Source organism: Brevundimonas sp. (genome assembly GCF_965279155.1).
GTDB lineage: Bacteria > Pseudomonadota > Alphaproteobacteria > Caulobacterales > Caulobacteraceae > Brevundimonas.
Genome location: NZ_OZ257138.1, coordinates 69,146 through 94,751 on the forward strand (window position 1 = coordinate 69,146; position 25,606 = coordinate 94,751).

General features: G+C 66.7%; 19 protein-coding genes and 1 tRNA gene. 12 read left to right on the forward strand and 8 right to left on the reverse strand.

From position 1 onward, the window contains the following. Nucleotides 1-68 precede the first annotated feature (68 nt). Nucleotides 69-1,208: a DUF2336 domain-containing protein gene (locus ACQY72_RS00330; protein ID WP_428154932.1), complete on the forward strand. Its 1,140-nt coding sequence runs from the start codon at nucleotides 69-71 to the stop codon at nucleotides 1,206-1,208. Nucleotides 1,209-1,262: 54 nt separating this feature from the next. Here the strand turns inward: ACQY72_RS00330 and ACQY72_RS00335 are convergent, their stop codons facing one another. From ACQY72_RS00335 to ACQY72_RS00345, 3 genes are all read right to left on the reverse strand, one after another. Beyond that, complete coding sequence (locus tag ACQY72_RS00335; protein WP_428154934.1) at nucleotides 1,263-1,739, reverse strand: Hpt domain-containing protein; 477 nt, start codon at nucleotides 1,737-1,739, stop codon at nucleotides 1,263-1,265. A 62-nt stretch (nucleotides 1,740-1,801) separates the two neighbouring features. Then, a complete protein-coding gene (locus ACQY72_RS00340) occupies nucleotides 1,802-2,596 on the reverse strand; it encodes an NAD kinase (protein ID WP_428154935.1) in 795 nt (264 codons plus the stop codon). A 31-nt stretch (nucleotides 2,597-2,627) separates the two neighbouring features. Beyond that, a complete protein-coding gene (locus ACQY72_RS00345) occupies nucleotides 2,628-3,755 on the reverse strand; it encodes a DUF2336 domain-containing protein (protein ID WP_428154937.1) in 1,128 nt (375 codons plus the stop codon). Nucleotides 3,756-3,930: 175 nt separating this feature from the next. Here ACQY72_RS00345 and ACQY72_RS00350 point away from each other — a divergent pair, with 175 nt between their 5' ends. The 4 genes from ACQY72_RS00350 (at nucleotide 3,931) to ACQY72_RS00365 (ending at nucleotide 9,893) form a co-directional block, all read left to right on the forward strand. Then, nucleotides 3,931-4,695 (forward strand): class II aldolase/adducin family protein, encoded by a 765-nt coding sequence (locus tag ACQY72_RS00350; protein ID WP_428154939.1) that lies wholly within the window; start codon nucleotides 3,931-3,933, stop codon nucleotides 4,693-4,695. Nucleotides 4,696-4,733: 38 nt separating this feature from the next. Beyond that, nucleotides 4,734-5,468: a hypothetical protein gene (locus tag ACQY72_RS00355; RefSeq protein WP_428156727.1), complete on the forward strand. Its 735-nt coding sequence runs from the start codon at nucleotides 4,734-4,736 to the stop codon at nucleotides 5,466-5,468. A 112-nt stretch (nucleotides 5,469-5,580) separates the two neighbouring features. Beyond that, complete coding sequence (locus ACQY72_RS00360; protein ID WP_428154940.1) at nucleotides 5,581-6,687, forward strand: efflux RND transporter periplasmic adaptor subunit; 1,107 nt, start codon at nucleotides 5,581-5,583, stop codon at nucleotides 6,685-6,687. After that, a complete protein-coding gene (locus ACQY72_RS00365; RefSeq protein ID WP_428156728.1) occupies nucleotides 6,687-9,893 on the forward strand; it encodes an efflux RND transporter permease subunit in 3,207 nt (1,068 codons plus the stop codon). The genes ACQY72_RS00360 and ACQY72_RS00365 overlap by 1 nt, the downstream gene beginning before the upstream one ends. A gap of 4 nt (nucleotides 9,894-9,897) precedes the next feature. Here ACQY72_RS00365 and ACQY72_RS00370 read toward each other — a convergent pair whose 3' ends face one another. After that, nucleotides 9,898-10,401, reverse strand: coding sequence for a c-type cytochrome (locus tag ACQY72_RS00370; RefSeq protein WP_428154941.1), 504 nt, complete (start codon nucleotides 10,399-10,401; stop codon nucleotides 9,898-9,900). A 150-nt stretch (nucleotides 10,402-10,551) separates the two neighbouring features. Between ACQY72_RS00370 and ACQY72_RS00375 the strand changes: the two genes are divergently transcribed. From ACQY72_RS00375 to ACQY72_RS00385, 3 genes are read left to right on the forward strand one after another with little or no spacing between them, the layout of a single operon-like run. Further along, entirely contained in the window at nucleotides 10,552-10,818 is a 267-nt protein-coding gene (locus tag ACQY72_RS00375; RefSeq protein WP_428154943.1) for a FeoA family protein, read from the forward strand. Further along, nucleotides 10,818-12,686 (forward strand): ferrous iron transporter B, encoded by a 1,869-nt coding sequence (gene feoB, locus ACQY72_RS00380; RefSeq protein ID WP_428154945.1) that lies wholly within the window; start codon nucleotides 10,818-10,820, stop codon nucleotides 12,684-12,686. Before ACQY72_RS00375 ends, feoB begins: the two co-directional genes overlap by 1 nt. Before the next feature lie 33 nt (nucleotides 12,687-12,719). Next, entirely contained in the window at nucleotides 12,720-13,472 is a 753-nt protein-coding gene (locus tag ACQY72_RS00385) for a prepilin peptidase (RefSeq protein WP_428154946.1), read from the forward strand. On the opposite strand, the gene ACQY72_RS00390 is transcribed toward ACQY72_RS00385, so the two are convergent. From ACQY72_RS00390 to ACQY72_RS00400, 3 genes are all read right to left on the reverse strand, one after another. Next, nucleotides 13,469-14,095 (reverse strand): TetR/AcrR family transcriptional regulator, encoded by a 627-nt coding sequence (locus ACQY72_RS00390; RefSeq protein ID WP_428154948.1) that lies wholly within the window; start codon nucleotides 14,093-14,095, stop codon nucleotides 13,469-13,471. The two genes, ACQY72_RS00385 and ACQY72_RS00390, sit on opposite strands and share 4 nt — an antisense overlap. A 22-nt stretch (nucleotides 14,096-14,117) precedes the next feature. Next, nucleotides 14,118-14,193: transfer RNA gene (locus ACQY72_RS00395), tRNA-Thr, on the reverse strand. An 84-nt stretch (nucleotides 14,194-14,277) separates the two neighbouring features. Beyond that, nucleotides 14,278-16,530 (reverse strand): glycoside hydrolase family 88 protein, encoded by a 2,253-nt coding sequence (locus ACQY72_RS00400; protein WP_428154950.1) that lies wholly within the window; start codon nucleotides 16,528-16,530, stop codon nucleotides 14,278-14,280. 178 nt (nucleotides 16,531-16,708) lie between these two features. Between ACQY72_RS00400 and uxaC the strand changes: the two genes are divergently transcribed. The 4 genes from uxaC to ACQY72_RS00420 all read left to right on the forward strand — a co-directional run bounded on the left by uxaC (nucleotide 16,709) and on the right by ACQY72_RS00420 (nucleotide 22,583). Continuing rightward, complete coding sequence (uxaC, locus tag ACQY72_RS00405; protein WP_428154952.1) at nucleotides 16,709-18,124, forward strand: glucuronate isomerase; 1,416 nt, start codon at nucleotides 16,709-16,711, stop codon at nucleotides 18,122-18,124. After that, nucleotides 18,121-19,590: a mannitol dehydrogenase family protein gene (locus tag ACQY72_RS00410; RefSeq protein WP_428154954.1), complete on the forward strand. Its 1,470-nt coding sequence runs from the start codon at nucleotides 18,121-18,123 to the stop codon at nucleotides 19,588-19,590. The genes uxaC and ACQY72_RS00410 overlap by 4 nt, the downstream gene beginning before the upstream one ends. A 3-nt stretch (nucleotides 19,591-19,593) precedes the next feature. Beyond that, a complete protein-coding gene (locus ACQY72_RS00415) occupies nucleotides 19,594-21,093 on the forward strand; it encodes a UxaA family hydrolase (RefSeq protein WP_428154956.1) in 1,500 nt (499 codons plus the stop codon). Between the two features lie 101 nt (nucleotides 21,094-21,194). Beyond that, nucleotides 21,195-22,583, forward strand: a complete 1,389-nt coding sequence (locus tag ACQY72_RS00420) for a glycoside hydrolase family 28 protein (protein ID WP_428154958.1) — start codon at nucleotides 21,195-21,197, stop codon at nucleotides 22,581-22,583. A 99-nt stretch (nucleotides 22,584-22,682) separates the two neighbouring features. Here the strand turns inward: ACQY72_RS00420 and ACQY72_RS00425 are convergent, their stop codons facing one another. Beyond that, nucleotides 22,683-25,445 (reverse strand): TonB-dependent receptor, encoded by a 2,763-nt coding sequence (locus tag ACQY72_RS00425; protein ID WP_428154960.1) that lies wholly within the window; start codon nucleotides 25,443-25,445, stop codon nucleotides 22,683-22,685. Between the last annotated feature and the right edge of the window lie 161 nt (nucleotides 25,446-25,606).

The window sequence follows — 25,606 nt, forward strand, 5'->3', positions numbered from 1 at the left end:
GGTAAACTGCCCGTTAAGCATGGCAGTCTCATTCTGGGATCAACGCCCGATTCCATGACGAGCCGTCCATGACCGCCTTCCGCGCACGCCTGACAGAAGTGGACATTCGACGCCTCATCAAGGCGACGGACGACGATGAACGGGCCGAGGCGGCGCACAAGCTGTGCCGCAACATGGAACGCGCCGATCTGAACGAGGACGACCGGGCGGCGGCGCAGAAGATTCTTCGTCTGCTGGCCAACGACGCGGCCGAACTGGTGCGACGCGCCATGGCCGTCACGCTGAAAGCGTCGGACCTGATCCCCAACGACGTGGCGCGCAAGCTGGCCGGCGATCTGGACAGCATCGCCCTGCCGATCATCGCCTCGTCTCCGGCCTTCAGCGACGAAGACCTGATCGAGATCGTGCGCGCCGGATCGGTGGTGCGTCAGGTCGCGGTGGCGGGGCGGTCGCGTGTGTCGCGCGATGTCGCGACCGTGCTGGCCGAGGAAGGTTGCGAACAGGCGGTGCGCACCGTGTCGGCCAACGACAACGCCGATCTGTCGGAAGCCGCCCTGGCGGCTGTGGTCGATCGCTTCGCCGAGGCGCCAGAGGTGCTGACCGCCTTGGCCTATCGCCAGGTTCTGCCGCTGAGCGTGACCGAGCGCCTGATCCAGCTGGCCAGCGATGCGGTGCGCGAGCATCTGATCAGCCGCCACGCCGTCGCGCCGGAAACCGCCATCCGTCTGGCCCAGTATGCGCGCGAGCGTACGACGGTCGATCTGGTCGATCAGGCCGCCGTCAGTGCGGATCTGGCCGCCTTCATGACCCATCTGAACGCGCGTCGCGTCCTGAACGCCTCGCTGCTGTTGCGCGGCCTGGCGCGCGGTCAGATGGCGATGTTCGAACATGGCCTGGCCGAACTGGCCAATACGCCGCATCACCGCGCCTGGCTGATGGTGCATGACGCGGGACCGCTGGGGCTGAAGGCCATCTATGATCGGGCGGGCCTGCCGCCGCGCCTGTTTCAGGCCTTCCGCGCCGGGGTCGATACCTGGAGGACGCTGGCGTCCGAGGGGATCGACACGTCCAGCGCCTATTTCCGAGAGCAGATGCTGGAACGGTTCCTGACCCAGAGGCCGAATGTGCTGCGCGACGACCTGGCCTATCTGATGGAGCGGCTGGACCAGTCGCCGTCGCTGAGCCTTAGCGCCGCCAACGCCGCCTAAAAGAAAAGGCCCGCCAGACGGCGGGCCTTTCGCATCATGGCTGAGGGGGACGTTTCAGCCTGCGAGATAGTCTGCGACGCGTGCTTCCAGGGTTTCGGCCAGGGCGCGGCCGGTGGGGTGTTCGTCCGTCTTGATCTGGTCGCGGACCACGGCGCGGATGGCGTCGATATGGGCGTCAAGCACGGCGACCGGCGCGGCCATACGGCGGTCGGCGTCGTCCAGCATCTTGCACAGCGAACCGGCGATGCGCGTCACCAGCGGATATTCGTAGGTCGTGCCCAGACCCTTCAGGTCGTGGGCGCGAAAATACAGGGCTTCGGCGGTGGTCGAGTTATAGCCCTGTTCGCGGATGTCGGCCTGGGCCTTGTCCAGCTTGACGATCTCGTCGTTCAGCCACTGGCCGAACTGGGCCGACATGGCCTTCAGCGCCTCTTCGGCGCGGGCGATGGCGTCTGCATTGATGCCGAAACCGCCGCCGACCTTCATGCGCAGGGCGTTGGTCGGGGGGGTGATCTGCGCCGGATTGCTCATGGCGGGCTCCATAGGACTTTGATGCAAACTTACGGGATCGGACTTAAGAACCCATGACCGGATCAGTTGGCGAACTGTTCGGCCATCACGCGTTCGTCGAACGAGCGTCCGGCGTCGAACAGCATGGTCAGGGTGAGGTCGCGACGTTCGCGCACCTCGACACGAGCGACGCGCCGAACTTCGAAGTTGTCGGCGGTGGCCGAGACGGGCCGCTTGTCGGCCTCCAGCACCTCGAACCGCACCTTGGCGCCATGCGACAACAGGGCGCCGCGCCAGCGCCGGGGCCGAAACGCGCTGATCGGCGTCAGGGCCAGGATGCGGGCGTCCAGCGGAATGATCGGCCCGTGCGCCGACAGATTATAGGCGGTCGATCCGGCCGGCGTCGCCACCAGGCAGCCGTCGCAGGACAGTTCTTCCAGCCGCACGCGGTCGTCGACCGTGATCCGCAGCTTTGCCGTCTGGCGCGTCTGGCGCAGAAGCGAGACCTCGTTGATGGCAAGGCCGGTATGGACCTCGCCGCTCTCGGTCCAGGCGTCCATCTGCAGCGGATGGATGACGGTGCGTTCGGCGGCGGCGATTCGCTCCTGCAGGCCCTCTTCCTCGTAGTCGTTCATCAGGAAGCCGACTGAGCCGCGGTTCATGCCATAGACGGGCGTGCGCTGGCGCAGGTTGGCGTGCAGCGTCTCCAGCATCTGACCGTCGCCGCCCAAGGCGACGATCACGTCGGCCTCCAGCTCGGACACGGCGCCATAACGCGCGATCAGGGCCTTGCGCGCCGCTTGCGCTTCCGGTCGGTCGCTGGCGACGAAGGCCAGAGAGGGCGGCGTGGGAGTGGGGGGGAGGCTGGACTGGGTCACGGCGGGACGTGAACCGAGCTTGACTGCGAAGTCAAACGATCGAGGGCTTTTCCATCATCTGACGGAAGGCGCGCGAGGCGGAATGGGTGTTCATCGGCGTTGCGGTCCAGCCGCCGTCGGCAGGCATTCCGCCCGACAGCTTGCGCACCTCGACCAGCAGGGAGGCGAAGACCGCCTTGTCCACACCTACGGCTATGCAGGCCAGATAGAGCGGTTCGGCGGTGGGCGCCCGCACGGCGTGATGCACCTGGGCGTCGCTGAAACCGCCCAGGGCCGCGAGCGCCTGTTCGAACAGTTCGAACCGCTGTTCCCGCAAGGCGCGGACGAGCAGACCGGGACGCAGTTGGCCGGCGGCCTGCAGCTTGTCCACCAGGCGGCGTTCCATGTCAGAGCGTTCGCGATCCTCGACCAGCCGGCTGGTCGGCGCGGTGCGCCATTCGGGGCTGCCCACGGCCTTTGCGGCGGCCTGCTGGACGGCGGCGTTCAGCTGGGCGTCGTCGATGCGGAACCGTTCGCCGATCGACTGGCGCAAGGCCTGGCCGACCCATTGATACAGCTGCTGGGCCAGTTGTTCGTTCAGTCGGGGATGCCGCGTCAGCGGGGCGCGCAGACCGGCGATGCGACGCGAATGCTCCACCAGCTTGCGCATGGCCTCTTCGCTGATATCCGCCGACCGGTTCGACGCCAGTGCCGTCATGGTCACCGCTTCGCCGCGGTCGATGATGGTGTCCGATACGGGCCGAGACAGTTGGGGCCGTCGCGCCACCGCGATCTGATGCTCCAGCGTCGCCTCGATCAGCAGCCGGATCAGGTCGGTGTCCTTCAGCAGGGGGCTGGAGGTGATGACCGGCCGGGCGATCTCGATCTCGTCCAGCGCCAGCATGTTGATCAGGGCGGGCGGCGCCCAGTCGACGCCGGCGATTCGTTCGGACAGAGCCAGCCGGATGTCCCGCTCGGCCTGGGCGGCCAGGGTCAGGAAGATGTCGCTGAGCAGCGGGCCGACCTCGGCCGGCGGACGCGTCGCCTCACAAAGGGAGGTGACCTTCAGCAGCAGCCGCTGGCGATCTTCCGCCGAGCGGCTTTGCGCCAAGGTCAGAAGTTGGGAAACGGTCCGGTCGTCCCAGGCGTCGCGGGGCGGCTCCAATTGAACGACAGACACAGCGGCTCCCCGAACCGACGACGATGCTTAACCATAAGGCGCGGTCGTGAAGACGGCGTTAAGCAAAGCTAACGCCTGCCTGATGACGTGGCGTCAACATCGGTCAACGCGGGTTGACGGCGCTGGCGTGCAGGGGGACGGTTCCTCAAAGCCCGTTCAGAGGCAGGAGGAAACCATGGCGGACGGAACGAGTCCTTCGATCAAATCCCGCGTGTCCGAGGCCGAATGGCAGGTCCGCGTCGAGCTGGCGGCCCTGTATCGGCTGGTCGCGCTGCACGGCTGGGACGATATGATCTTCACCCATATTTCGGCGCGCGTGCCGGGGCCGGAGCATCATTTTCTGATCAACCCCTACGGCTTCTATTTCGACGAGATCACGGCCTCGTCGCTGGTGAAGGTCGATCTGGAGGGGAACATCGTCCAGGACACGACCAACTTCATCAATCCGGCGGGCTTCACCATCCATTCGGCCGTTCACGCGGCGCGCGACGATGCGAAGTTCGTCATCCACTTGCATACGGTGAATGGGGTTGGTGTCGCCGCCCAATCGGAAGGTTTGCTGCCGATTAGCCAGAACGCGTGTTTACTACAGTATCAGGTTGCGTATCATGGGTACGAGGGGTTGGCCCTGAACCATGACGAACGCGAACGTCTGGTGGCCGACCTGGGGGACAAACCGCTGATGCTGCTGCGAAATCACGGCACGCTGGCGGTCGGGGAAACGGCGGCTCAGGCATGGATCGGCATCTTCTTTCTGGAGAGGGCCTGCGCACAGCAGGTTGCGGCCCTGTCGGGCGGGCGTCAGCACATCCTGCTGGCCCCCGACGAGGCGCAGGCGGAAACCAAGGAACAGGGACGGGGCATCGGCTTCATCTCGGCCCTGGCCTGGCCGGGCGCCCTGCGCCAGCTGGACCGCAAGTCGCCGGGCTACGACGCCTAGCTCTCGCCGGGGCTACGATCGCTCTGGCGCTGGGTGCGCTGGCGCCCGGCCAGGCCTTCGCCGGCGCCTGGGTCCAGCCCAAGGGCAAGGGACAGGCGATCGTCAAGTATGAGCGGCTGAGCGCCGATAGCGGCTTCGACGCCACAGGCGAGGAGAGCGACCTGCCGGGCGAGCGGCGCGACGCGGCGCTGGGCCTGTTCGCCGAATACGGCGCATCGGACCGGCTGACCCTGCAGTTGAAGGCCGACTGGCAGGACGGCGAGGACGCCTTCGTCGATTATAACGGGCGCGGCCCCATCGAGATCGGCGCGACCTGGCAGGTCTGGCGCGACGACCGCAACGCCGTCAGCCTTTACGGCGGCTACACCTGGGCCGGGGAGGGGCGCAACGCCGGCTATGCCCAGCCGGGCGTCGGCGATCACGACTGGGAGGCGCGGGTTTCGGTCGGCCGATCCCTGGGCGATATGGGCGCGCGCTGGGGCATGGAGGGTTCGTTCGTCGAGCTTCAGGCCGCGCGGCGCCTGCGTGACGGCCTGCCGGACGAGACCCGCATCGACGCCACGGCGGGCGCCCGGATCGGTCGCGACTGGATGGTGCTGGGTCAGGCGTTCGGCGGAGCGGCGGACGGCGGGTCGCGCTGGCTGTCGCTGGAAACCTCTGTCGTGCGCGAGTTCGGCGGCTGGAGCGTGCAGGCCGGATGGAGACAAACCGTCGCAGGCCGCGAGGCCGCCATCGCCCGTGGGCCGGTTCTGGCGCTGTGGCGTCGTTTTTAGGGAAGATTTCTGCGACGGAAAATGTGATCCGCCACGTTACTGGTACGTAACATTGCGCGCACTTCATTACCCGGTAATGCATGCGGCGTCCCCCTGACCGAGAGACCCCCGCGTGATCAAACGTCACTTCTTCATCATCGCCGCAGCCATTCTGCTGGGGCTGATGGTCATCGCCGCCATCGTCAAGATCTCCATGGGAGACGACAAGTCGGCTGAGGGACCCGGCGCCGGCAGCGCACGACGCGGCGGCCAGCAGGTGTCGCAGGCCGTGGTGGCCCAGCGTCAGTTCTCGGACCAGATCCGGGTGCTGGGCGTGGCGCGGGGACAGCGGTCGGTGAACATCACCTCCTCGACCACCGAACTGATCACGCGCGTCCTGTTCACCGACGGCCAACTGGTGTCGGCCGGCGCGCCTCTGGTCGAGCTTCAGGCGCGCGAGGAAGACGCCGCCATCATCGAGGCGCGCGCCAACGTCAATCAGGCCCAGCGCGAATATGATCGCTACAAGGCCCTGGCCGACCGGGGCATCGCGCCCCAGGTGATGCTAGAACAGGCCGAGACGGGTCTGGAGACCGCCCGCGCGTCGCTAGAGGCCGCTCAGGCGCGACGCGGCGATCGCGTCATCCGCGCACCGTTTGCGGGCCGCATGGGCCTGACGACGGTGACGCCGGGCACCCTGATCAATCCGGGCGCGGTGATCGCGACGCTGGACGACACCTCGACCATCCGCGTCGATTTCCCCCTGCCGGAACGCTATCTGAACCTGCTTCAGCCGGGCGCGCAGTTGACGGCGACGGCCGACGCCTATGGGGACGAACCCTTCCAGGGCCGGATCGCTCTGATCGACACCCGCGTCAACGAAACCACCCGCGCCGCCACGGCTCGCGCCGAGTTCGCCAATCCCGGCGGTCGCATCCGCCCCGGCATGCTGCTTCGCGTCGTGGTTCAGCAGGGTCAGCGCCAGGCGGCGGCGGCCCCGGAATCGGCCGTGCAGTATGAGGGCGCCGGCGCCTTCGTCTATCGTATCGCGCCCGGTCAGAACGGCTCGACCGCCCAGCGTGTCGAGGTCGAGACCGGCGTGGTCGAGAACGGCTTCGTCGAAATCCTGTCGGGCATCGAGGCGGGTGACCGTATCGTGGGCTCGGGCCTGAACCGTATCCAGCCGGGCGCGCCGGTCAGCGTCGCGGGCGCAGATCGCAAGTCGGGCGCCGCCCAATGATGCTGTCCGACGTTTCGGTCCGGCGGCCCGTCTTCGCGGCCGTCGCCGCCATCGTGCTGTGCGTGATCGGCGCGGCGGCCTTCTTCTTCCTGCCGGTGCGTGAACTGCCGGACGTCGATCCGCCCATCGTTTCTGTCAACACCACCTACGCCGGCGCCTCGGCCGAAGTGATCGAAAGCCGGATCACCGAGCCGGTCGAGCAGCAGATCGCCGGCATCCAGGGTGTCGAGCGCATCAACTCGACCAGCCGCGACGGCCGCTCGAACGTGAACATCGAGTTCTCGCTGGATCGCAACATCGACGACGCCGCCAATGACGTGCGCGACCGCGTCAGTCGCGTGGTCGGCCGCCTGCCGGATCAGGCTGATCCGCCCGAAGTGGCCAAGGCCGATTCCGACAGCCAGCCGATCATCATCGTCTTCCTGCGGTCGACCAGCATGAACCGGCTGCAACTGACCGATTATGCCGACCGCTATCTGATCGACCGGATGGCGACGGTTCCGGGCGTGGCCCAGGTCAACATCTATGGCGAGCAGCGCTATTCGATGCGGGTCTGGCTGGATTCCGCCGCCATGGCGGCGCGCGGGTTGACGGTCAACGACGTCGAGACGGCCCTGACCAACCAGAACGTCGAACTGCCCGCCGGCTCGCTGGAATCGACGGACAAGGACTACACCGTCCGCGTCGCCCGCACCTACGCCCGGCCCGACGACTTCCGCCAACTGCCCATCGGCACGCGCGGCTCGGCCTCGGCCTCGGCGTCCGTCGCCACCGGAACCGGCAGCGGCTCGTCGGCCATCATCCAGGGCCAGCCCACCTATGTGACCCGTCTGGGCGACGTCGCACGCGTGGAGGAAGCGCCGGAAGAGGATCGTCGCCTGTTCCGCGGCAACGGCATGGATCAGATCGGCCTGGCCGTGACCCGTCAGGCCCAGTCCAACGACCTGGCCATTTCCGACGGCGTCCATGAGATGATCGACCAGATCCGGCCGACCCTGCCGCCAGGCGTGACCATCGAGATCGGGTCGGACAACTCGGTCTTCACCTCGCACGCCATCGACGAGGTCTGGATCACCATCGGCATCTCCATGGCCCTGGTGGCCCTGGTCAACTTCATCTTCCTGGGCAGTCTGCGGGCGGCGCTGATCCCGTCCATCGTGGCGCCCATCTGCCTTTTGGCGACCTTCATCGTCCTGGCGCCGTTGGGCTTTTCTCTGAACCTTCTGACTTTGCTGGCCCTGGTTTTGGCCATCGGTCTGGTGGTGGATGACGCCATCGTGGTGGTCGAGAACATCCAGCGTCGTCTGGACCTGGGCGAACCGCCCCTGGTCGCGGCGGAACGCGGTGCGCGTCAGGTCTTCTTCGCCGTCGTGGCGACGACCATTGTCCTGCTGTCGGTGTTCGCGCCGCTGCTGTTCCTGCCGGGCTATGTCGGACGGCTGTTCGTCGAACTGGCGGCGGCGATCGCAGCGGCCGTGGCCTTCTCGGCCTTCCTAGCGCTCAGCCTGTCGCCGATGCTGGCGTCCAAGATCCTGAAGCCGGCGCACACCGGCGGCTGGGTCGCGCGGCGGGTGGACTGGGGCATGGATCGGCTGAAACGTTCCTATGCCCGGTCGCTGGACATGATGCTGGGCCGCCGCATCGCCGTGATCGGCGTCGGCGCCCTGATCCTGCTGGTGGCGGCGGGCGCGGGCGGCATCTTCCTGACCCTGCCCAACGAACTGGTGCCTGACGAAGATCGCGGCCGGGTCACGGTGCGCGTCGCCGGCCCCGAGGGCGCCGGCTTCGACTATACCCGCAAGATCATGCTGGGGCTGGAGCCGCTGCTGGCCGAATACAAGGCGAGCGGAGAGGCGGACAGCTATCTGGTTTCCGCGCCCGGCTTTGGCGGCGGCAGCTTCAACTCAGGCAACGCCGTCCTGACCCTGGCCGATTGGTCCAAGCGCGACCGGACGGCGGCCGAGATCGCGCAGGAGCTGAACGGCAAGTTGCGCGGCCAGACGGACGCCCAGGTCAACGCCTCGACCCCCGGCGCCTTCCAGCGCGGGGGTGGCAACTCCAACTCCATCGAACTGATCGCCACGGGCAGCGACTATCAGCAGATCTACGCCTGGCTTCAGCCGATCCTGACGGCGGCCCAGGCCAATCCCGGCTTCTCGCGCCCGCGCCTGAACTATGAGCCGAACTCGCCGCGCCTGCTGGTCGATGTCGATCCGCAGAAGGCGGCGGCGCTTGGCGTGTCGTCCCAGTCAATCGGCCGCACGCTGGAGACCATGTTCGGATCCCGCCGCGCCACGACCTACATCAAGGGCGGCCAGGAATACGATGTCATCCTGCAGACCGAGCGCGACAATCGGCGCGAGGTCTCGGACCTGGAGGCCCTGTACGTCGCGACCGGCGGCGGGCAGCTGGTGCCGCTGTCGGCGGTGGTGACGACCAAGACCACCGGCGACACGCCGGACCGTCGCCGTCTGGATCGCCAACGGTCGATCTCGCTGCAAGCGGACCTCAACCCCGGCACGACCATCGACGACGCGATCCAATTCCTTGGGGCCGAGGCGGCCAAACAGCCGCAAGGCGGCGTCGTGACCCAGTGGGGCGGCGCGGCGCGCGACCAGCAGGAGGCGGGGGGGGCGGTCCTCGCGGCCTTCGGCCTGGCGCTGCTGCTGGTCTTCCTGGTGCTGGCGGCCCAGTTCGAAAGCTGGATCACGCCGGCGGTCATCATGCTGACGGTGCCGCTGGCGGCGGCGGGCGGCCTGTTCGGCTTGTTGATGGCGGGGTCCAGCCTGAACATCTACAGCCAAATCGGCCTGATCATCCTGATCGGGGTGGCGGCCAAGAACGGCATTCTGATCGTCGAGTTCGCCAACCAACTGCGCGACCAGGGCCGGTCGATTCGGGAGGCGATTATCGAGTCGTCGTCCCTGCGTCTGCGGCCGATCATCATGACCTCGATCGCCACCGCCTTCGGCGCCTTGCCGCTTGTGCTGTGGCAGGGTGCGGGGGCGGGCAGCCGTCAGACGATCGGCGTGGTGATCTTCACCGGCGCCATCTTCGCCACCGTCCTGACCCTGTTCGTGGTGCCGGTGATCTATGGCGTCCTGGCCCGCTTCACCAAGTCGCCGGAATGGACCGCCCGCAAGATCGAGGAGTGGGAAGCTCAGGAAATGCGCGAAGGCGGCCCCAGGGAACTCCCGGAAGGTTGAATGATCAGGAGGCGGGCGCCGGCTGCGGCTTGTAGCCCGTCTCCACCTTCAGGAAGGCGATGACGTCGCGGCGGTCCGTGGCGTCGGGCAGGCCGGGGAAGGTCATCTTGTTGCCGGGCAGGAAGCCGCGCGGATTCTGCAGCCAGCGATCCAGCTTCTCGGCGTCCCAGACGAAGTTGGCGTTCCGCAGGGCGTTGGAATAGCTATAGCGCGGTCTCGCGCCGGCCTCGCGCCCGAACACGCCGTGCAGGTTCGGCCCCGTCATGTCCGCGCCGCCCTCGCCGATAGTGTGGCATGAGCGGCAGCGCGCAAAGGCGCGGCGGCCATTCTCTAAATCGCCTGAATTGTAAGGGGCGGGCAGGGATGCCAGCAGCGTCGCCTTCTCTGTTTCCGTCAGGACGTGGACCGGTTTGGCCGGCGCCGTCGATGAAGGTTCGCCCGGACCACAGGCGGCCAAGGCGAGGATGGGGGCGAGAAGAAGCGGGGCGGCGAGGGCGAAACGGGTCATGACGGCTCCTGTTCAGCCTGTGATAGCGCAATGCGTCGGCGCGGCAATTGGTCAAGCTGTCCTGCTTTACGCGGCCCCCTCGCACCTGATAATCACTGTCAAAGAAACGCGGAGCCGCCGGGGAGCGGCCTCGCCCGTGCGAGCGTAGAATTGACCGATACCATCAAGCTGAGCCAGGCCCGACGCGGCGATCGCGGCGTCATCGTCCAGGTGGGCGCTCATTGTCATCACCAGGAAGGGGAGGTCGAGCTGGAACGCCGCCTGCTCGAACTGGGCTTCGTCGAAGGCGCACAGATCGAACTGCTGCACGAAGGTCTGTTCGGCCAGGACCCCATCGCCATGAAGGTGGACGACATGCGCGTGGCCCTGCGTCGGCATGAGGCCGAGAGCCTGACGATTAAGCTGGATACGGTCTGATGGACATCGCTCTGAAGACCGCCCGCGTCGCCCTGGTCGGAAATCCCAACAGCGGCAAGACGGCCCTGTTCAACGCCCTGACCGGCGCCCACCAAAAGGTCGCCAACTACGCCGGCGTCACGGTGGAGCGCAAGGAAGGCCTGATCCGCGCCGCCTCGGGCCGGACCATGTCCGTGCTGGATTTGCCCGGCACCTATTCCCTGCGCGCCCGCAGCCCGGACGAAGAGGTCACGCGCGACGCCGTGTTGGGTCGTCTGGCCGGAGAGACGCCGCCCGACGTGGTGGTCTGCGTCGCCGACGCCACCAACCTGCGCCTGGTCCTGCGTCTGATCCTGGAGTTGAAGGCGGTCGGCCGGCCCATGGTTCTGGCGCTGAACATGTACGACATCGCCCAGCGTCAGGGGCTGCGGATCGATCTGGAGAAGCTGGGCGCCGAACTGGGCGTGCCGATCATCACCACTGTCGCCACGCGCAAGCGCGGCATCGACGATCTGATCGTGGCCATCGAAGACCGGGCCGCCGTCGCCGCCGTTTCGGAAAGCCAGTGGCATAGCCCCGACGCCGCCGAACTGCGCACCGCCGCCCGTGAAGCCGAGCGTATCATGAAGGCCTGCGTGCGCCCGCCCGAGCGGCCCGACACCCTGACCGGCAAGATCGATTCGATCCTGCTGCATCCGGTCGCCGGCCTGGTCATCCTGTTCACCCTTCTGTTCGTCATGTTCCAGGCCGTGTTCAGTTGGGCCGCGCCTTTGATGGACGGCATTGAGGCCGGAATCGGCTGGCTGGGCGGTCTGGTCGCCACGGTCCTGCCCGACGGTCTGCTGCAAAGCCTGATCGTGGACGGAATCATTTCCGGCGTCGGCAGCGTGCTGGTCTTCCTGCCGCAGATTCTGATTTTGTTCCTGTTCATCATCGCCCTAGAAGACTTCGGCTACATGGCCCGCGCGGCCTTCCTGATGGACAAGATCATGGGCGGGGCTGGCCTGCACGGCCGGGCCTTCATCCCCCTGTTGTCCAGCTTTGCCTGCGCCATTCCCGGTGTGATGGCGGCGCGGGTGATCGATTCCAAACGCGACCGTCTGACCACCATCCTGGTGGCACCGTTGATGACCTGCTCGGCGCGTATCCCGGTCTATACGCTGATCATCGCGGCCTTCATTCCCAACGAGACGGTCTGGGGCTTCGCCAATCTGCAGGGACTGGTGATGTTCGGCCTCTACGCCGCCGGCATCGTCAGCGCGCTTCTGGTTTCGCTGGTGATCCGCAAGGTGTTCTGGCGCGGCGCGGTCGAGCCCTTCATGATGGAGTTGCCGACCTACAAGACGCCGGACCTGAAGAGCGTGGGCTTCAACCTGTGGCTCCGGGCCAAGATCTTCCTGAACCGCGCGGGGCGTATCATCCTGCCGGCTGTGATCATCCTGTGGGTGCTGGCGACCTTCCCCTATCCGCCCGAGAACGCGACCCTGCCGGCCATCGACTATTCGTTCGCCGGCATGCTGGGTCGGGCGCTTGAGCCGATCTTCGCCCCCATCGGCTTCAACTGGCAGATGGTCATCGCCCTGATCCCCGGCATGGCGGCGCGCGAAGTCGCGGTGGCGGCGCTGGGCACCACCTACGCCATCGCGGATGCGGAGAATGCGACCGGACTTCTGGCCTCGACCCTGGCCTCGCATTGGTCGCTGGCGACGGCTCTGTCCTTCCTGGCCTGGTACATCTTCGCGCCCCAGTGCGTGGCCACCCTGGGCGTGGTGCGGCGCGAGACCAACTCGCTGAAATGGACCTGGATCATGATCGGCTACATGTTCGGTCTGGCCTATCTGGCGTCGCTGGTGACCTATCATGTGGCGGTGGCGCTCGGGGGCGGCTAAGCCAAGGCGGTTCGCCGCCGTCTGGACGTCTCGATGCACCCTGTGATCGCCGCCGCCGTCATGGGCGGGCTGGGCCTGATTTTCGGCAGTTTCATCGCCGCCGTCAGCGTGCGTCTGCCGCGTGACGAGGACATCGTCGTCGCCCGCTCGCGATGCCGGGGCTGCGACCAGGCTTTGCGCGCATGGGAGCTGGTTCCGCTGTTCAGCTGGCTGGCGCTGCGGGGCCGTTGCGCGCGGTGCCAGACCCGGATTTCACGGCGCTATCCGCTGATCGAGCTGGCCGCCGCGGCCATCGGCGTCTGGGCGTGTCTCAGCGGCGCCTCGTGGCTGATGGCCGGGGTGACCGCCGTCCTGGGCTGGCAACTGCTGCTGATCGCCATTATCGACGGCGAGAACTTCTGGCTGCCCGACATCCTGACCTGGCCTCTGGTCGCGACGGGCCTGGCGGCGGCGGCGATTATCGGCTGGGACCTGGCCCTGTCGCATCTGATCGGAGCGGTGGTGGGCTTCGGCGGCCTGTGGCTGGTCGGCTGGCTCTATCAGGCGATCCGCAAGCGCGACGGCTTGGGCGGAGGCGACCCGTTCCTGTTCGCCGGGGCGGGGGCCTGGGTCGGCTGGATGGGTCTGCCCAGCGTGCTGCTGTGGGCCTGCGCCGTTGGGCTCAGCCTTGTGTTCGGCATGCTGGTGGTGCGGCGCACGGTCAGCCCGACGGAGAAGCTGCCGTTCGGCGTCTTCCTAGCCGTGGGGATCTGGCTGACCTGGCTGTACGGCCCGCTGGGGCTCTAACGCCCCGTCGTCAGCTTGACGATGATGATGGCGGCCGTGTCCAGAATGGCTTCGGGCGTGTCGGCGCGGCGCAGCAGGTCGAAACTGGCCGCCGTCGATTCCGCGATCGAGGCGATCTGATAGGAGGCCAGGCGCGGATTGTAATCCTTGGGATGCAGGCCACTGGCGTGGGCCTGGGCCACGCGGCGTTCTATGGCCAGGTGCAGGCGGCGCAGACGGCGCACCCGGCTCTCGACGAAGGCCACGTCGCCATTGTCCGCCAGCATGTGCTCGACCCGCAGAACCTGGCCGTGGCTTCGCCAGATCGCCATCACGTCCAGGATGAAGGCGCGCGCGATGGCGAACGCCTTGTCGCCCGGCCAATCGGCCTGGAAATGCGCCGCCAGACCCTGGAAATCGGTGGCCGCGACCTCGCACAGCGCCAGAACAGGTTCTTCGACCGTCTTGAAATAGGTGTAGAAATTCGACGGAGACACACCAGCGGTCGAGGCCAGGTCGGCGACGCGGATCTCGCCGTAATGCCGCTCGTTCAACAGGCGTTGGGTCGCGTCGAGGATCGCCTGGCGGGTTCTCCCGCCGCGCGCACCGATCTTGTGGCCCAGCTTGTTGGTTGTGTCGGCCATGTCCCCGATGGTCGCATAGAGATGGTGCCGGCTGCAGGAATCGAACCCGCGACATCCAGTTTACAAAACTGGCGCTCTACCAACTGAGCTAAGCCGGCCCGCGTGTGCGGTGTCCGGCCCTTATGTCCAGCCTCGCGCCGGGACGCAAGACGGCCTTGCGCCCCGGACGGACAAATCGCCCGTCACCGCCACGGAACGGGCGGCGTGTAGCTGGCGACGAAGCTTTCCCAGGCCTCGCGGGTCTTGAAGTCCAGCCCGCCGTCCCAGGCCGATCCCATATAGTAGGTGAAGGGCTGGCCCGGCGTGACGCGCAGCAGGATCAGATAGTTGTCCGCGTCCTGGGCGAAGCCCTCGACCATGGCCGGATCGACCAGGATGGCGATGCCGATCCCGCCGTGCTCGGGGTTTTCCGGCTCCCAGAACATCAGGCGGCCGTTGGCGGCGTCGCGGGTGACGAAGCCGGAGCCGTTGTCGTTGGTGCGCCGGGTTATGCCGATGCCGACGATCAGGGTCTCGGTGCTGTCCGAGTTCAGCGTCGAGGTCATGCGGGTGAAGTTGGACCCCATGGGCAGGGAGAAGTCGCGCGTCTCCCAGACCCGGCGGTTCACATCGACGGGCCAGGGGGCGTAATCGACGCTGAAGCGCGCCTCGTCTTCGCCTGTCTCTTCAATGCGATAGGTTTTGAAGTTGCGGCTGGTCCACAGCTTGTTGTCCTGCCAGACGCCCAGGCCCCCGGCGCCGCGACCCCGGCCGACATCGTAGTAGTCGAGGCCCTCTCCCCGGTCGGTGTGATAGTTCGGGAACTTCAGCTGGCGGTCCATGAAGGGGTAGCGGACACGCTTGGCCCAGACGTCGATGCCCGATCCCGATGGCGGCTCTCGGCCTTCCAGCGCGGGGCCATAGATGCGGTGGGCGACGCGGTCGTTTTCCCACAGCAGGTCGTCGAACCGATCCGGCGCGAAACGGGCGACGGCGCGCGGGCGCTGCTCTTCGGCGGTCGGCGGCGTCAGGCGTTCGATCGTCGAGGGCCTGTTCAGCCGGGCCGGGTCATAGGACAGGGCGGCGGTGGCGCGCATCTCTTCGGCGCGGCGACGCAGTTCCTCCTCGCCGACGACGGTGACGGGGGCGGGCGGCGTCGGGGTGGTGGCGGCGATGACCTCGGGCGTGTCGCGCTCTGGCTCGGCCTGGGGCAGGGACTGGACCGGGCCGTTCAGGTCCGCGATCTCCAGCCCCGCCAGCACATAGGCGCCGGTGGCGTAGAGGCCGGTCTCTTCCGGTCGGGTATGCACCGGCATGTCGCCGGTCTTCTGCGCCGCGCCGATCAAGCCGCTGGGCAAGACATGGCGGTTCAGCGCCGACCAACCCTTGGTCACCGCCGGCAGATAGATCTCGCGATCCAGCAAGCCGTGGTTGATGCCCCAGGCCAGGCCATAGACATAGAAGCCGGACCCGGAGGTCTCGGCTTCGGGATAGACCTCGGGCGCCAACAGGCTGGCGCGCCACAGGCCGTCGTCCTGCTGCAGTTCCAGGATGCGGCTCGACAGCTTCTGGAACAGGTCGACGTAATAGGCCCGGTTCGCATGGTCGGCGGGCAGGCTCTCCAGCCAGCGCGCCAGACCCGCCATGGTCCAGGCGTTGGCGCGCGACCAGTAGATGGGCGCGCCGTTCGCCTCGGTGCGGTCCTTGAACCGTTCGTCGCGCAGGAAAAGCCGCTGTTCGGGAACCCAAAGATGCTCAGCCGTGCGTCGCCATTCCCGGTCGGCCGCCGTCAGATATTTGGGATCGCCGGTCAGGGCCGACATCCGCGCCAGCACCGGCGGGGCCATGAACAGGGCGTCGGCCCACCACCAGACCAGGGCCGGGGTATCGACCGATCGATTCAGGTGCGGAACCTGCCAATCCAGCCGCTGGCGTAGCGGCATCAGCAGGCCTTCCTGGCGGCGCCGGGCGTAGAGTTCCTCATACAGGTCGCCGATGGCGATATCGTCGGCGTTCAGCATGGTCGGCCCCGACCGGGCGCCGCGCACGCTGTAGTTATAGTGTTCGGCCACGGCGGTCAGGAACCGCAGGGTTTCCGGATCATCCGACACGCGCGCCAGCCGCGCCGCCCCGACGTAGAAGGTGGCGGCCACCCAGTTGGACGACATCTGCGTCAGATTGCTGCCGGTCGACAGGGCCAGGGGCTCCCCCGCCATGGCCGCGATCTGCGACGCCGTGACATATTCGGCGGCGGCCAGGGCCTCGGCGCGGGAGGGCAGCACGGTCGGATCGACATTCAGCGCCGGCCTCGGCGTCGGCTCCAGCCAAGTGGGTTCGACGCCGGGAGGCAGGGGCGCGCTACGGCCCGTCTGGGCCGCGACCGGGCCGGTCAGCAGGGTGGTCGCCATCAGGGCGGCGGTCAGGCCTGCGCCCACGCGGAACGAACGATAAGCCATCTGTGTCCTCCGAAGCGCTGAAACTCGCGCTTTTCATTATTTGCCGTCGAGTACCATAAGGTGGACAAAATGGCACGCCAAGGTAACCGGTGTCTTTTTCTCCGCGACATAGTATCTGGTGAGATCAGACTTGCGAGGCGATCCAACGCCTCCGTATTGAGGACCAGTGAAGGACGTCATGGCTCACCCGCTCAAGCTTAATCCCGATCGCCTGTTTCCGGCCGACGCCGACACCCGCGCGGTCGCGCGCCGTCTGTATGCCGAGATCAAGGGCCTGCCGATCATCAGCCCGCACGGCCACACGGACCCGAGCTGGTTCGCCCTGAACGAACCCTTCGCCAATCCGGCCGAACTGCTGATCACGCCCGACCACTATGTCTTCCGCATGCTGCATTCGCAGGGGATGGCGATGGAGGATCTGGGGGTTCCCCGCGCCGACGGCGGTCCCGTCGAGACCGATCCGCGTGTGATTTGGCGCCGGTTCGCCGAGAACTATCACCTGTTCCGCGGCACGCCGTCGCGCATGTGGCACGACTGGGTCTATGCCGAGGCCTTCGGCATCGACGTGCGGCTGTCGGCTGAGACGGCGGACCACTACTACGACATCATCGACGCCGCGCTGAAGACCGACACCTTCAGGCCCCGCGCCCTGTTCGACCGCTACAACATCGAGGTTCTGACCACGACCGAGAGCCCGCTCGACACGCTGGAACACCATAAGGCCATTGCGGCCTCGGGCTGGAAGGGCAGGGTGCTGACCGCCTATCGCCCCGACCCGGTTCTGGACCCCGACTATGAGGGTTTCCGCGACAATCTGAAGAACCTGGCCGAACAGACCGGCCGCGACACCCTGTCGTGGGATGGCTACCTGCAGGCCCTGCGCGACCGCCGGGCCTTCTTCATCGAGATGGGCGCCACCTCGACCGACCACGGTCACCCCACCGCCTTCACCGCCGACCTGCCAAAGGTCGAAGCCGAGGCCCTGTTCAAGCGCGTCTCGACCGCGCCGGCGACGCCTGCCGATGCCGAGCTGTTCCGCGGCCAGATGCTGACCGAGATGGCCGCCATGTCAGTGGAAGACGGCCTGGTGATGCAACTGCACCCCGGCAGTTTCCGCAACCACTCGGCCACCGTCTTCAACCGCTTCGGCCGCGACAAGGGTTGCGACATCCCGACCCAGACGGATTACGTCCGGGCGTTGAAGCCGCTGCTGGACCGGTTTGGTTCGGACACGCGCCTGACCCTGATCCTCTTCACCCTGGACGAGACCAGCTACAGCCGCGAACTGGCGCCCTTGGCCGGCCATTATCCGGCGCTGAAGCTGGGCCCCAGCTGGTGGTTCCACGACAGCCCTGAGGGCATGCGTCGCTTCCGCGAACAGGTCACCGAGACGGCGGGCTTCTACAACACCGTCGGATTCAACGACGACACGCGGGCCTTCCTGTCGATCCCGGCCCGTCACGACGTGGCCCGGCGCATGGACTGCGGCTTCCTGGCCAAGCTGGTGGTCGAGCACCGGATGGAAGAGGATGAGGCCCACGAACTGGCCCACGCCCTGACCTATGGCCTGGTCAAGGCGGCCTACAAGCTGTGACCCGCCTTTCCGATGCGGTCCTGAAGGACATGCCCGCCGATGTCGCCGTTCCGAGTTACGACCGCGCCCAGGTAAAGACCGGCGTGGTCCATCTGGGCATCGGCGCCTTCCACCGCGCCCACCAGGCGGTCGTGTTTGACGATGCGATCAGGGGAGGCGACCTGCGCTGGGGCGTGCTGGGCGCCTCGCTGCGGTCGCCCGGCGTGCGTGACCAGCTGAATCCGCAGGACGGCCTCTACACCTTGGTCGTGCGTGACGGATCGGACGAGCATCTGCGCGTCATCGGCGCCGGTCGCGGCGTTCTGGTCGGGCCGGAAGACCCCGCCGCCCTGGTCGCGGCCATGGCCGACGCGGATGTCCACATCGTCACCCTGACCGTGACCGAAAAGGGCTATCGCCTCGATCCGGCGACGGGCGACCTGCTGCTGGACGACGCGGATGTCGCCGCCGACCTGGCCAACATCGCCGTGCCTCGCACCGCGCCCGGCTTCATCGTTGCAGCGTTGCGGGCGAGGAAGGCGGCGGGGTTGAAGCCCTTCACCGTCATCAGTTGCGACAACCTTCCCCACAACGGCAAGCGCATCCGCGCCGGGGTCATCGCCATGGCCCGCCATATCGACCCGTCACTAGCCGACTGGATCGAGGCGGAGGGCGCCTTCCCGCAGACCATGATCGACCGGATCGTCCCGGCGACCATCCCCGACGACATCGTTCGCCTGACGGCCTGTCTCGGCGTCGAGGACCAGGGCATGGTAAAGGCCGAGCCCTTCACCCAATGGGTGATCGAGGACCGGTTCGCGGGCGAACGGCCGGATTTCGCCGCGCTGGGTGTGCAACTGACCGACGCGGTCGAACCGTGGGAGGACGCCAAGCTGCGCCTGCTGAACGGCGCCCATTCGGCCATCGCCTATCTGGGCGCCCTGTCGGGATACGAGCATGTCCACGAGGCCGTCGCCGTCCCCGCCTTCCGCGCCTATGTCGAGGCCCTGTGGGACGAGGCGCAGACCACGTTGAACCCGCCGGCGGGCCTGGATATCCCCGCCTATCGCGACGAGCTGATGGCCCGGTTCTCCAACTCGGCCCTGATGCACCGCACGCGCCAGATCGCCATGGACGGCTCGCAGAAACTGCCCCAGCGCCTGCTGGCGGGCGCCGCCGAACGTCTGGCGGCCGGGCAGGGTATCGACGCCATGGCTCTCGGCGTCGCCGCCTGGATGAAATGGCAGTCGGGCGTGACCGAAAGCGGCGAAGGCTTCGTCGTCGACGACCCTCTGGCGTCGAAGACCGCCGAACTGCTGGCCGGCGCCGCTGACGACCAGGCGCGGGTTTCGGCTCTGCTGAGCCTGTCCGCCGTCTTCCCGCCCGCGCTCGCCGCCGACGACCGGTTCGCGATCGCGGTCACGGGCGCCTATCTGTCGCTCAGCCAGAACGGCGCGGTCGAGGCCGCGCTTCTGGCAGCGGAGTAGTCCATGTCTCGCGTCCTGATTCTGAACCCCGCCGACGACGTCGCCATCGCCCTGGACGACATCGCGACCGGCGATGCGCCCGATGGACTGGACGTGCCAGCGCGCGCCGACATCGCCACCGGACACAAGATCGCGCGTCATGCGATGGAGGAAGGCGGTCTGGTCCGTCGCTACGGCCAGGTCATCGGCCGCGCCAAGACCGCTATTGCGGCGGGGGATCACGTCCACGTCCATAACCTTGCCATGGCCGACGACGGACGCGAGGCCGAGGTTGGGGCCGACCTCCGCCCGCCAGCGCCCCTTTCAGGCGCCACCTTTAATGGCATCGTCCGCCCGGACGGTCGGATCGGCACGCGCAACTATATCGGCGTCCTGACCAGCGTGAACTGTTCGGCCACCGTGGCGCGGCGGATCGCCGACGCCTTCCCGGATTCCAGCCTGCCCAAGGGTGTGGACGGCGTCGTCGCCTTTACACACCAGGGCGGCTGCGGCGGTTCTTCGCTCAGCAGCGATGTGACCCTGCTGCAGCGGACCCTGGCCGGCTATGCCCGACATCCGAACTTCCATTCCATCCTGATCGTCGGCCTGGGCTGCGAGGCCAATCAAATCCCCGCCTGGCTGGCCAACGAAGGCCTCCAATCCGGTCCGCATCTGCGCGCCCTGACCATTCAGGAGGCCGGCGGAACCGCTCGCGCCATCGAGGCCGGGATCGAGGTCGTTCGCGACCTGGTCGCCGAGGCGGCGAAGGTGCAGCGCCGGCCCGTTTCCGCCTCCCACCTGACAGTCGGCTTGCAATGCGGCGGTTCGGACGGCTGGTCCGGCGTCACCGCCAATCCGGCCCTTGGCGCGGCGGTGGATCTGCTGGTCGCCCACGGCGGCTCGGCCATGCTGTCTGAAACGCCCGAGATCTGGGGCGCCGAACACCTGCTGCTTCGGCGTGCGGCGTCGCAGGACGTGGCGGACAAGCTGAACGCGCGTCTGGAGTGGTGGCGCGACTATGCAGACCGCCATCAGATGGAGTTGAACAACAATCCGTCGCCGGGAAATCTGAAGGGCGGCCTGACCACCATCCTGGAAAAGTCGCTGGGCGCGGTGGCCAAGTCGGGCTCCACGCCGCTGAACGACGTCATCGGCTATGCCGAACCGCTTCAGGCCAAGGGGCTCAGCTTCATGGACAGCCCCGGATACGACCCGTGCTCGGCCACGGGCCAGATCGCCTCGGGCGCCAATCTGATCGTCTTCACCACGGGCCGGGGTTCGGTCTTCGGCGCCAAGCCCGCGCCGTCGATCAAGGTCGCCTCCAACGCCAAACTGGCGAACTGGATGGACGAGGACATGGACATCGACGCCTCGCCCGTCCTGACCGGGACCAGCTTGGCCGAGGTCGGCGCCGTCATCTTCCAGAAGATGCTGGATGTCGCCTCGGGCGAACCGTCAAAGTCCGAGGCCCTGGGCGTCGGCGACAACGAGTTCGTGCCCTGGCAGGTGGGGGCCTATCTCTGACGGCTGTGACACGCGGGCGCTTGCGTCTCACGGCTTGTCCATTATCGTGGGACGAATAAGCATAATGTGAGACGCCGCGCAGACGGCGAAGGAAAACGCCCATGCATCGTCGCTCCCTGCTGCAACTCGGCCTGACCGGCGCGCTCGCCTCCGCCGCGCCGGCTTTCGCTCAATCGGTCGGTCGGACCTTCGACGCCGCCGACTATGGCGCGGTCGGCGATGGCGTAACGATCAACACCCGCCCGATCCAGGCCGCCATCGATGCGGCAGCTGGGCAGGGCGGAGGCGTGGTGGTGCTGAAGCCCGGTCTCTATCTGTCCGGTTCACTGTTCGTGAAGTCGGGCGTGACCCTGTCGATCGGCCGAGGCGCGACCCTGCGCGGGGTTCAGAATCTAGACGCCTATCCGATGGTCCGCACCCGCGTCGCCGGGGTGGAGATGGACTGGCCCGCCGGACTGCTGAATATCTATCAGCAGCAGAACGCCAGGATCACCGGCGAGGGCCTGGTCGATGGCGACGGCAAGGTCTTCTGGGACTCCTATTGGGCCATGCGTCGCGACTATGACCCGCGCGACCTGCGCTGGGCCGCCGATTACGACTGTCGTCGGCCCCGGCTGATCCATGTCTATGATTCCCAGCAGGTCGAGGTCTCGGGCCTGAACCTGGCGCGGTCCGGCTTCTGGACCGTGCATGTCTGCTATTCGCGTGACGTGAAGGTTTCCGACCTGATCATCCGCAACAACCTGGGCGGCCGCGGACCCTCGACGGACGGGATAGACATCGACTCGTCCGAGCGGGTGCTGGTCGAGCGGTGCGACCTGTCGGTCAACGACGACGCCATCTGCATCAAGGCCGGCCGCGACTGGGACGGCCTGCGTGTCGCCCGCCCGTGCCGCCAGGTAAAGATCCGCGACTGTATCGTCCGCGACGCCCTGGCCGGCATGACGTTCGGGTCGGAAACCTCGGGCGGCTTCGACGACATCGAGGTGTCGGGCCTGCGGATCGAATACCCCGTGCCGCTGGGCATCTTCTTCAAGTCTGGCCACACGCGCGGCGGCGTGATTTCCAACATCCGCCTGCGCGACATCCATCTGCAGGATGTGCGGACGCTGATGCAGGTCAATCTGAACTGGTATCCGAACTACAGCTACGCCCAGATCCCGGCGGGCATCGCCGACATCCCCGACTATTGGCGCGCCCTGGCCACGCCGGTCCCGCGCGAACAGGGCATTCCCCGCATCCACGACGTCCGCCTGTCGAACATCAAGGCCGTCGGCGGTAAGGTCGGCTTTGCGGCGGCCGCCTATCCCGAGGCGCTGCTGAAGAACTTCACCTTCGAACAGATGGACTGGGACGTACAGGACGCGGGCGCCATCGCCAACGCCGAGAACTGGCGCTTCCGCGACTGCAAGATCGACACCCTGGACGGCAAGGGGCCCAAGGTGACGGACTCGACGGGTGTCACCGGCCTGCGCCCACGGGTCGCCTGACACCCGTCCGCACATCTTCAGCACCGAACAAAAAGAAGGCCCGGAGCGGTTCGCTCCGGGCCTTTAGTCTATCGCGCTAGAAGCGTCAGGGAGGGAAGATCAGTACTTCCAGCGCAATCCCACGGCGATCTCTCGGCCGGTGTGACGGTAGTCGGACACGCGGTCCGTCACATCGACGTAGCGATCGGTATAAGCGTCAGTCAGGTTGATGCCTTCGAGCGAGAAGGTCAGGTTCGGCGTGAACTCGTACGACATGGAGGCGTCGATATTGGTGGTGTCGTTGACGCCCTCTTCCGAGTTGCCGTTCGAGCCGGGGAAGGATAGCAGATACTGGCTGCGGTGCGCGACCGAGACGCGGGCCTGGAAGGGGCCGTCCTCGTAATACAGGGTCGCGTTGGCGGTGTTCTTCGACTGGCCCGTCAGACGGTTCTTGCCGGCCGTGCCGTAGCTGACCTCGGAATCGACCCAGGTGACGTTGCCGGTGAAGCCGAAGTTGGACCACAGGCCGGGCAGGAAGGTGAAGGGCTGCTGGTACTGGATCTCGATCCCCTTCAGCGCCCCGCCTGCGCCGTTCAGGCGACGTGTGACCTGGAAAATGTCGGTCGGGGAGGCCGCGCCTTGCAGCAGTTCGTTCGGCAGGCCCAACTGGTTGTAGGGAATGCCCACAGTCTCGGAGGTGATGAAGCTGTCGATGTCTTTGTAGAAGAGGGCGCCGGCCAGCAGGCCTTCGTTCTGGAAATACCATTCGACCGAGAAGTCGTAGTTGGTGGCGCGGAACGGATCGAGCAGGGGGTTGCCGTAGGAGACGGTTCGCGTCGTCGGAGACACACTGCCGCCGGGCGTCAGGTCGCCCAATGTCGGACGCGACATCACCTTGGCGGCGCCCAGGCGGATGACCAGGGCCTCACGCGGTTCCAGCGCCAGGTTGAAGGACGGAAGCACGTCTTCGTAGTCGTTCTCAGTCGTGACGTAGTCGTAGGTGGTGACGGGCGGTGTGCCCGTGGCGATCGTCTGCCAACCCTTGGCCGTGACCTCGGTCTGGGCGTAGCGGATGCCGGCGTTGCCGCGCAGGACCATGCCGGCGACGGTCGTGTTGAAGTCCGCCTGGAGGAAGACGCCCTTGTCCGTCTCGTCCACTTCCCGCTCGCTGCGGTTGGCGACCAAGGGGTCGTCGTAGAAGCTGAGGAAGTCGGCGATTTTCGAGATGTCGGGAACGATGAACGACAGGTCGGAGCCCGCGCCCGCGTCCACGCCGCCCGAGATGTCGACGACGCGGCCGATGCTGTCCACGCCCGTCAGGCGGTCCGCGCCGGTCGGGTTGGTCTTGGTGCGCGTCAGGCCGAAGGTCTCGAAACCATAGGTGCGGTATTCGCCGCCCAGCTTGAAGGTCAGCGAGTCGGACCAGTCGTAGGCCAGCGAACCGGCGCCGACCTGGTTGTCGAAGTTGCCGCCAGAGGTGCTGCGCGTGGCGTTGACCAGGGTGAAACGCTGACCTGAAGTGACATCGAAGCCGTAGTTGATCGTCGGCTTGCGATCGTCCTCTCGGAAGTCGAAGCTGTAGCCGTTCACGCCAGCGGCCTCGAAGGCATAGGCGACGTTCATCGGCGTGCGCGCTTCCGAGCGGTTGGCGCCGATCTTCAGATTGCCGCGCAAGCGGTCCGTGAAGTCGTGACGCACGTTCAGCGACGCCTGGTAGAAGTTGCTTTCGTTGCGCGTGAAGCCGTTCTCGGCCCGCACCAGCATGTTGTCGAAGACGCCGTACGACAGGATGTTCTTGTCGGCGTCGATCTCATAGTCGCGCACGACGACACTGTTCACATTGGCGCGGCTGAACGACCAGGCCTCGATGTTGGGGCTTTCCAGTTCCGAGTTGGCCCGCGACCACAGCACGTCCAGCACCGCCTCGGTGCGATCGCTGGGCCGCCATTGCAGGGAGCCGGTCATGCCCAGGCGATCTTCTTGAGTATTGCCGAGGGTGTAACGCGGGATGCGCGGATAGAAGGCATTCAGGACCGCATCGCGCTGTGCCGTCGTCGTGCAGGGAATGCAGTTGCCGAAGTTCTGGCCACGTCCGTAAGGTGAACCGGTGACCGGGTTCACATCCAGCGGATTGCCTTTCTGCCAGCGCGTGGTGTTGAAACTGCCCAGGATCGGCGAACGTTCGGAGTAGGCGACCGAGAGCAGGGCTCCGAAGGTGCGGTCTTCGTTCGACCAGCTGAGCAGGCCCGCCAGACGCGGGATAGTCTTCTCCGACAGGTCGTTGTACGAGGCCTGCGCCGACAGGGCGGAGTTGAAGCCGCTGCCGCTGAAGTCCAGCGGGCGGCCAGTCTGCAGATCGACGGTGGCGCCCAGCGAGCCTTCCTCGATCTCGGCAGACTGGGTCTTGCGGACCTTGATGCTGTTGAACAGCTCGGACGCGAACATCGAGAAGTCGAAGCTGCGGCTGCGGTTGCCGCCGGATGCGGCCTGGGCTTCCAGGCCGTTGATGCGCGTGCGGGTAAAGTCGGAGTTGAGGCCGCGAACCGAAATGGTCGTACCCTGGCCGTTGACGCGTTCTATGGTCACGCCCGGCAGACGTTGAATGGCCTCGGCCAGGTTCTGATCAGGGAAGTCTGCCATGTCTTCGGCAAAGATGGCGTCCACCGCGCCGGCTTCGCTGCGCTTGATGTTCAGCGCCTGCTGCAGGCTGGAGCGGAAGCCGGTGACGACGATTTCATCGATGACGGTCGCGTCGTCCTGGGCGGCTTCCTCGGCTGCGGGCTCAACGGCAGGGGCGGTCTGAGCCAGCGCCGACGAAGCGCCCATCAGGGCCGCCAGGGACACGCCAACGGCGCACAGAGTCCGGGTGTTGGTCCGTCGCATTCGTTCTCTCCCCATCCCGGCGGCCATCTGGCACCGGTGTCATTTTTTGGTATGATGTCGCGCATAGTCGGATTGGCGACGTGCCGTTTATTGCAACAGCTTCCCGCATTTTGCAACAAGGTGATGTTTAGGCCGACACAATCCGTCGAAAATTCTCGACA

Bases quoted from the DNA above. Each gene is read 5' to 3' on its own strand.
- ACQY72_RS00370 (WP_428154941.1), bottom strand. From the start codon at position 10,401: ATGACCCGTTTCGCCCTCGCCGCCCCGCTTCTTCTCGCCCCCATCCTC.
- ACQY72_RS00385 (WP_428154946.1), top strand. From the start codon at position 12,720: ATGCACCCTGTGATCGCCGCCGCCGTCATGGGCGGGCTGGGCCTGATT.
- ACQY72_RS00420 (WP_428154958.1), top strand. From the start codon at position 21,195: ATGCATCGTCGCTCCCTGCTGCAACTCGGCCTGACCGGCGCGCTCGCC.
- ACQY72_RS00400 (WP_428154950.1), bottom strand. From the start codon at position 16,530: ATGGCTTATCGTTCGTTCCGCGTGGGCGCAGGCCTGACCGCCGCCCTG.
- ACQY72_RS00365 (WP_428156728.1), top strand. From the start codon at position 6,687: ATGCTGTCCGACGTTTCGGTCCGGCGGCCCGTCTTCGCGGCCGTCGCC.
- ACQY72_RS00335 (WP_428154934.1), bottom strand. From the start codon at position 1,739: ATGAGCAATCCGGCGCAGATCACCCCCCCGACCAACGCCCTGCGCATG.
- feoB (WP_428154945.1), top strand. From the start codon at position 10,818: ATGGACATCGCTCTGAAGACCGCCCGCGTCGCCCTGGTCGGAAATCCC.
- uxaC (WP_428154952.1), top strand. From the start codon at position 16,709: ATGGCTCACCCGCTCAAGCTTAATCCCGATCGCCTGTTTCCGGCCGAC.
- ACQY72_RS00330 (WP_428154932.1), top strand. From the start codon at position 69: ATGACCGCCTTCCGCGCACGCCTGACAGAAGTGGACATTCGACGCCTC.
- ACQY72_RS00425 (WP_428154960.1), bottom strand. From the start codon at position 25,445: ATGCGACGGACCAACACCCGGACTCTGTGCGCCGTTGGCGTGTCCCTG.
- ACQY72_RS00390 (WP_428154948.1), bottom strand. From the start codon at position 14,095: ATGGCCGACACAACCAACAAGCTGGGCCACAAGATCGGTGCGCGCGGC.
- ACQY72_RS00350 (WP_428154939.1), top strand. From the start codon at position 3,931: ATGGCGGACGGAACGAGTCCTTCGATCAAATCCCGCGTGTCCGAGGCC.
- ACQY72_RS00415 (WP_428154956.1), top strand. From the start codon at position 19,594: ATGTCTCGCGTCCTGATTCTGAACCCCGCCGACGACGTCGCCATCGCC.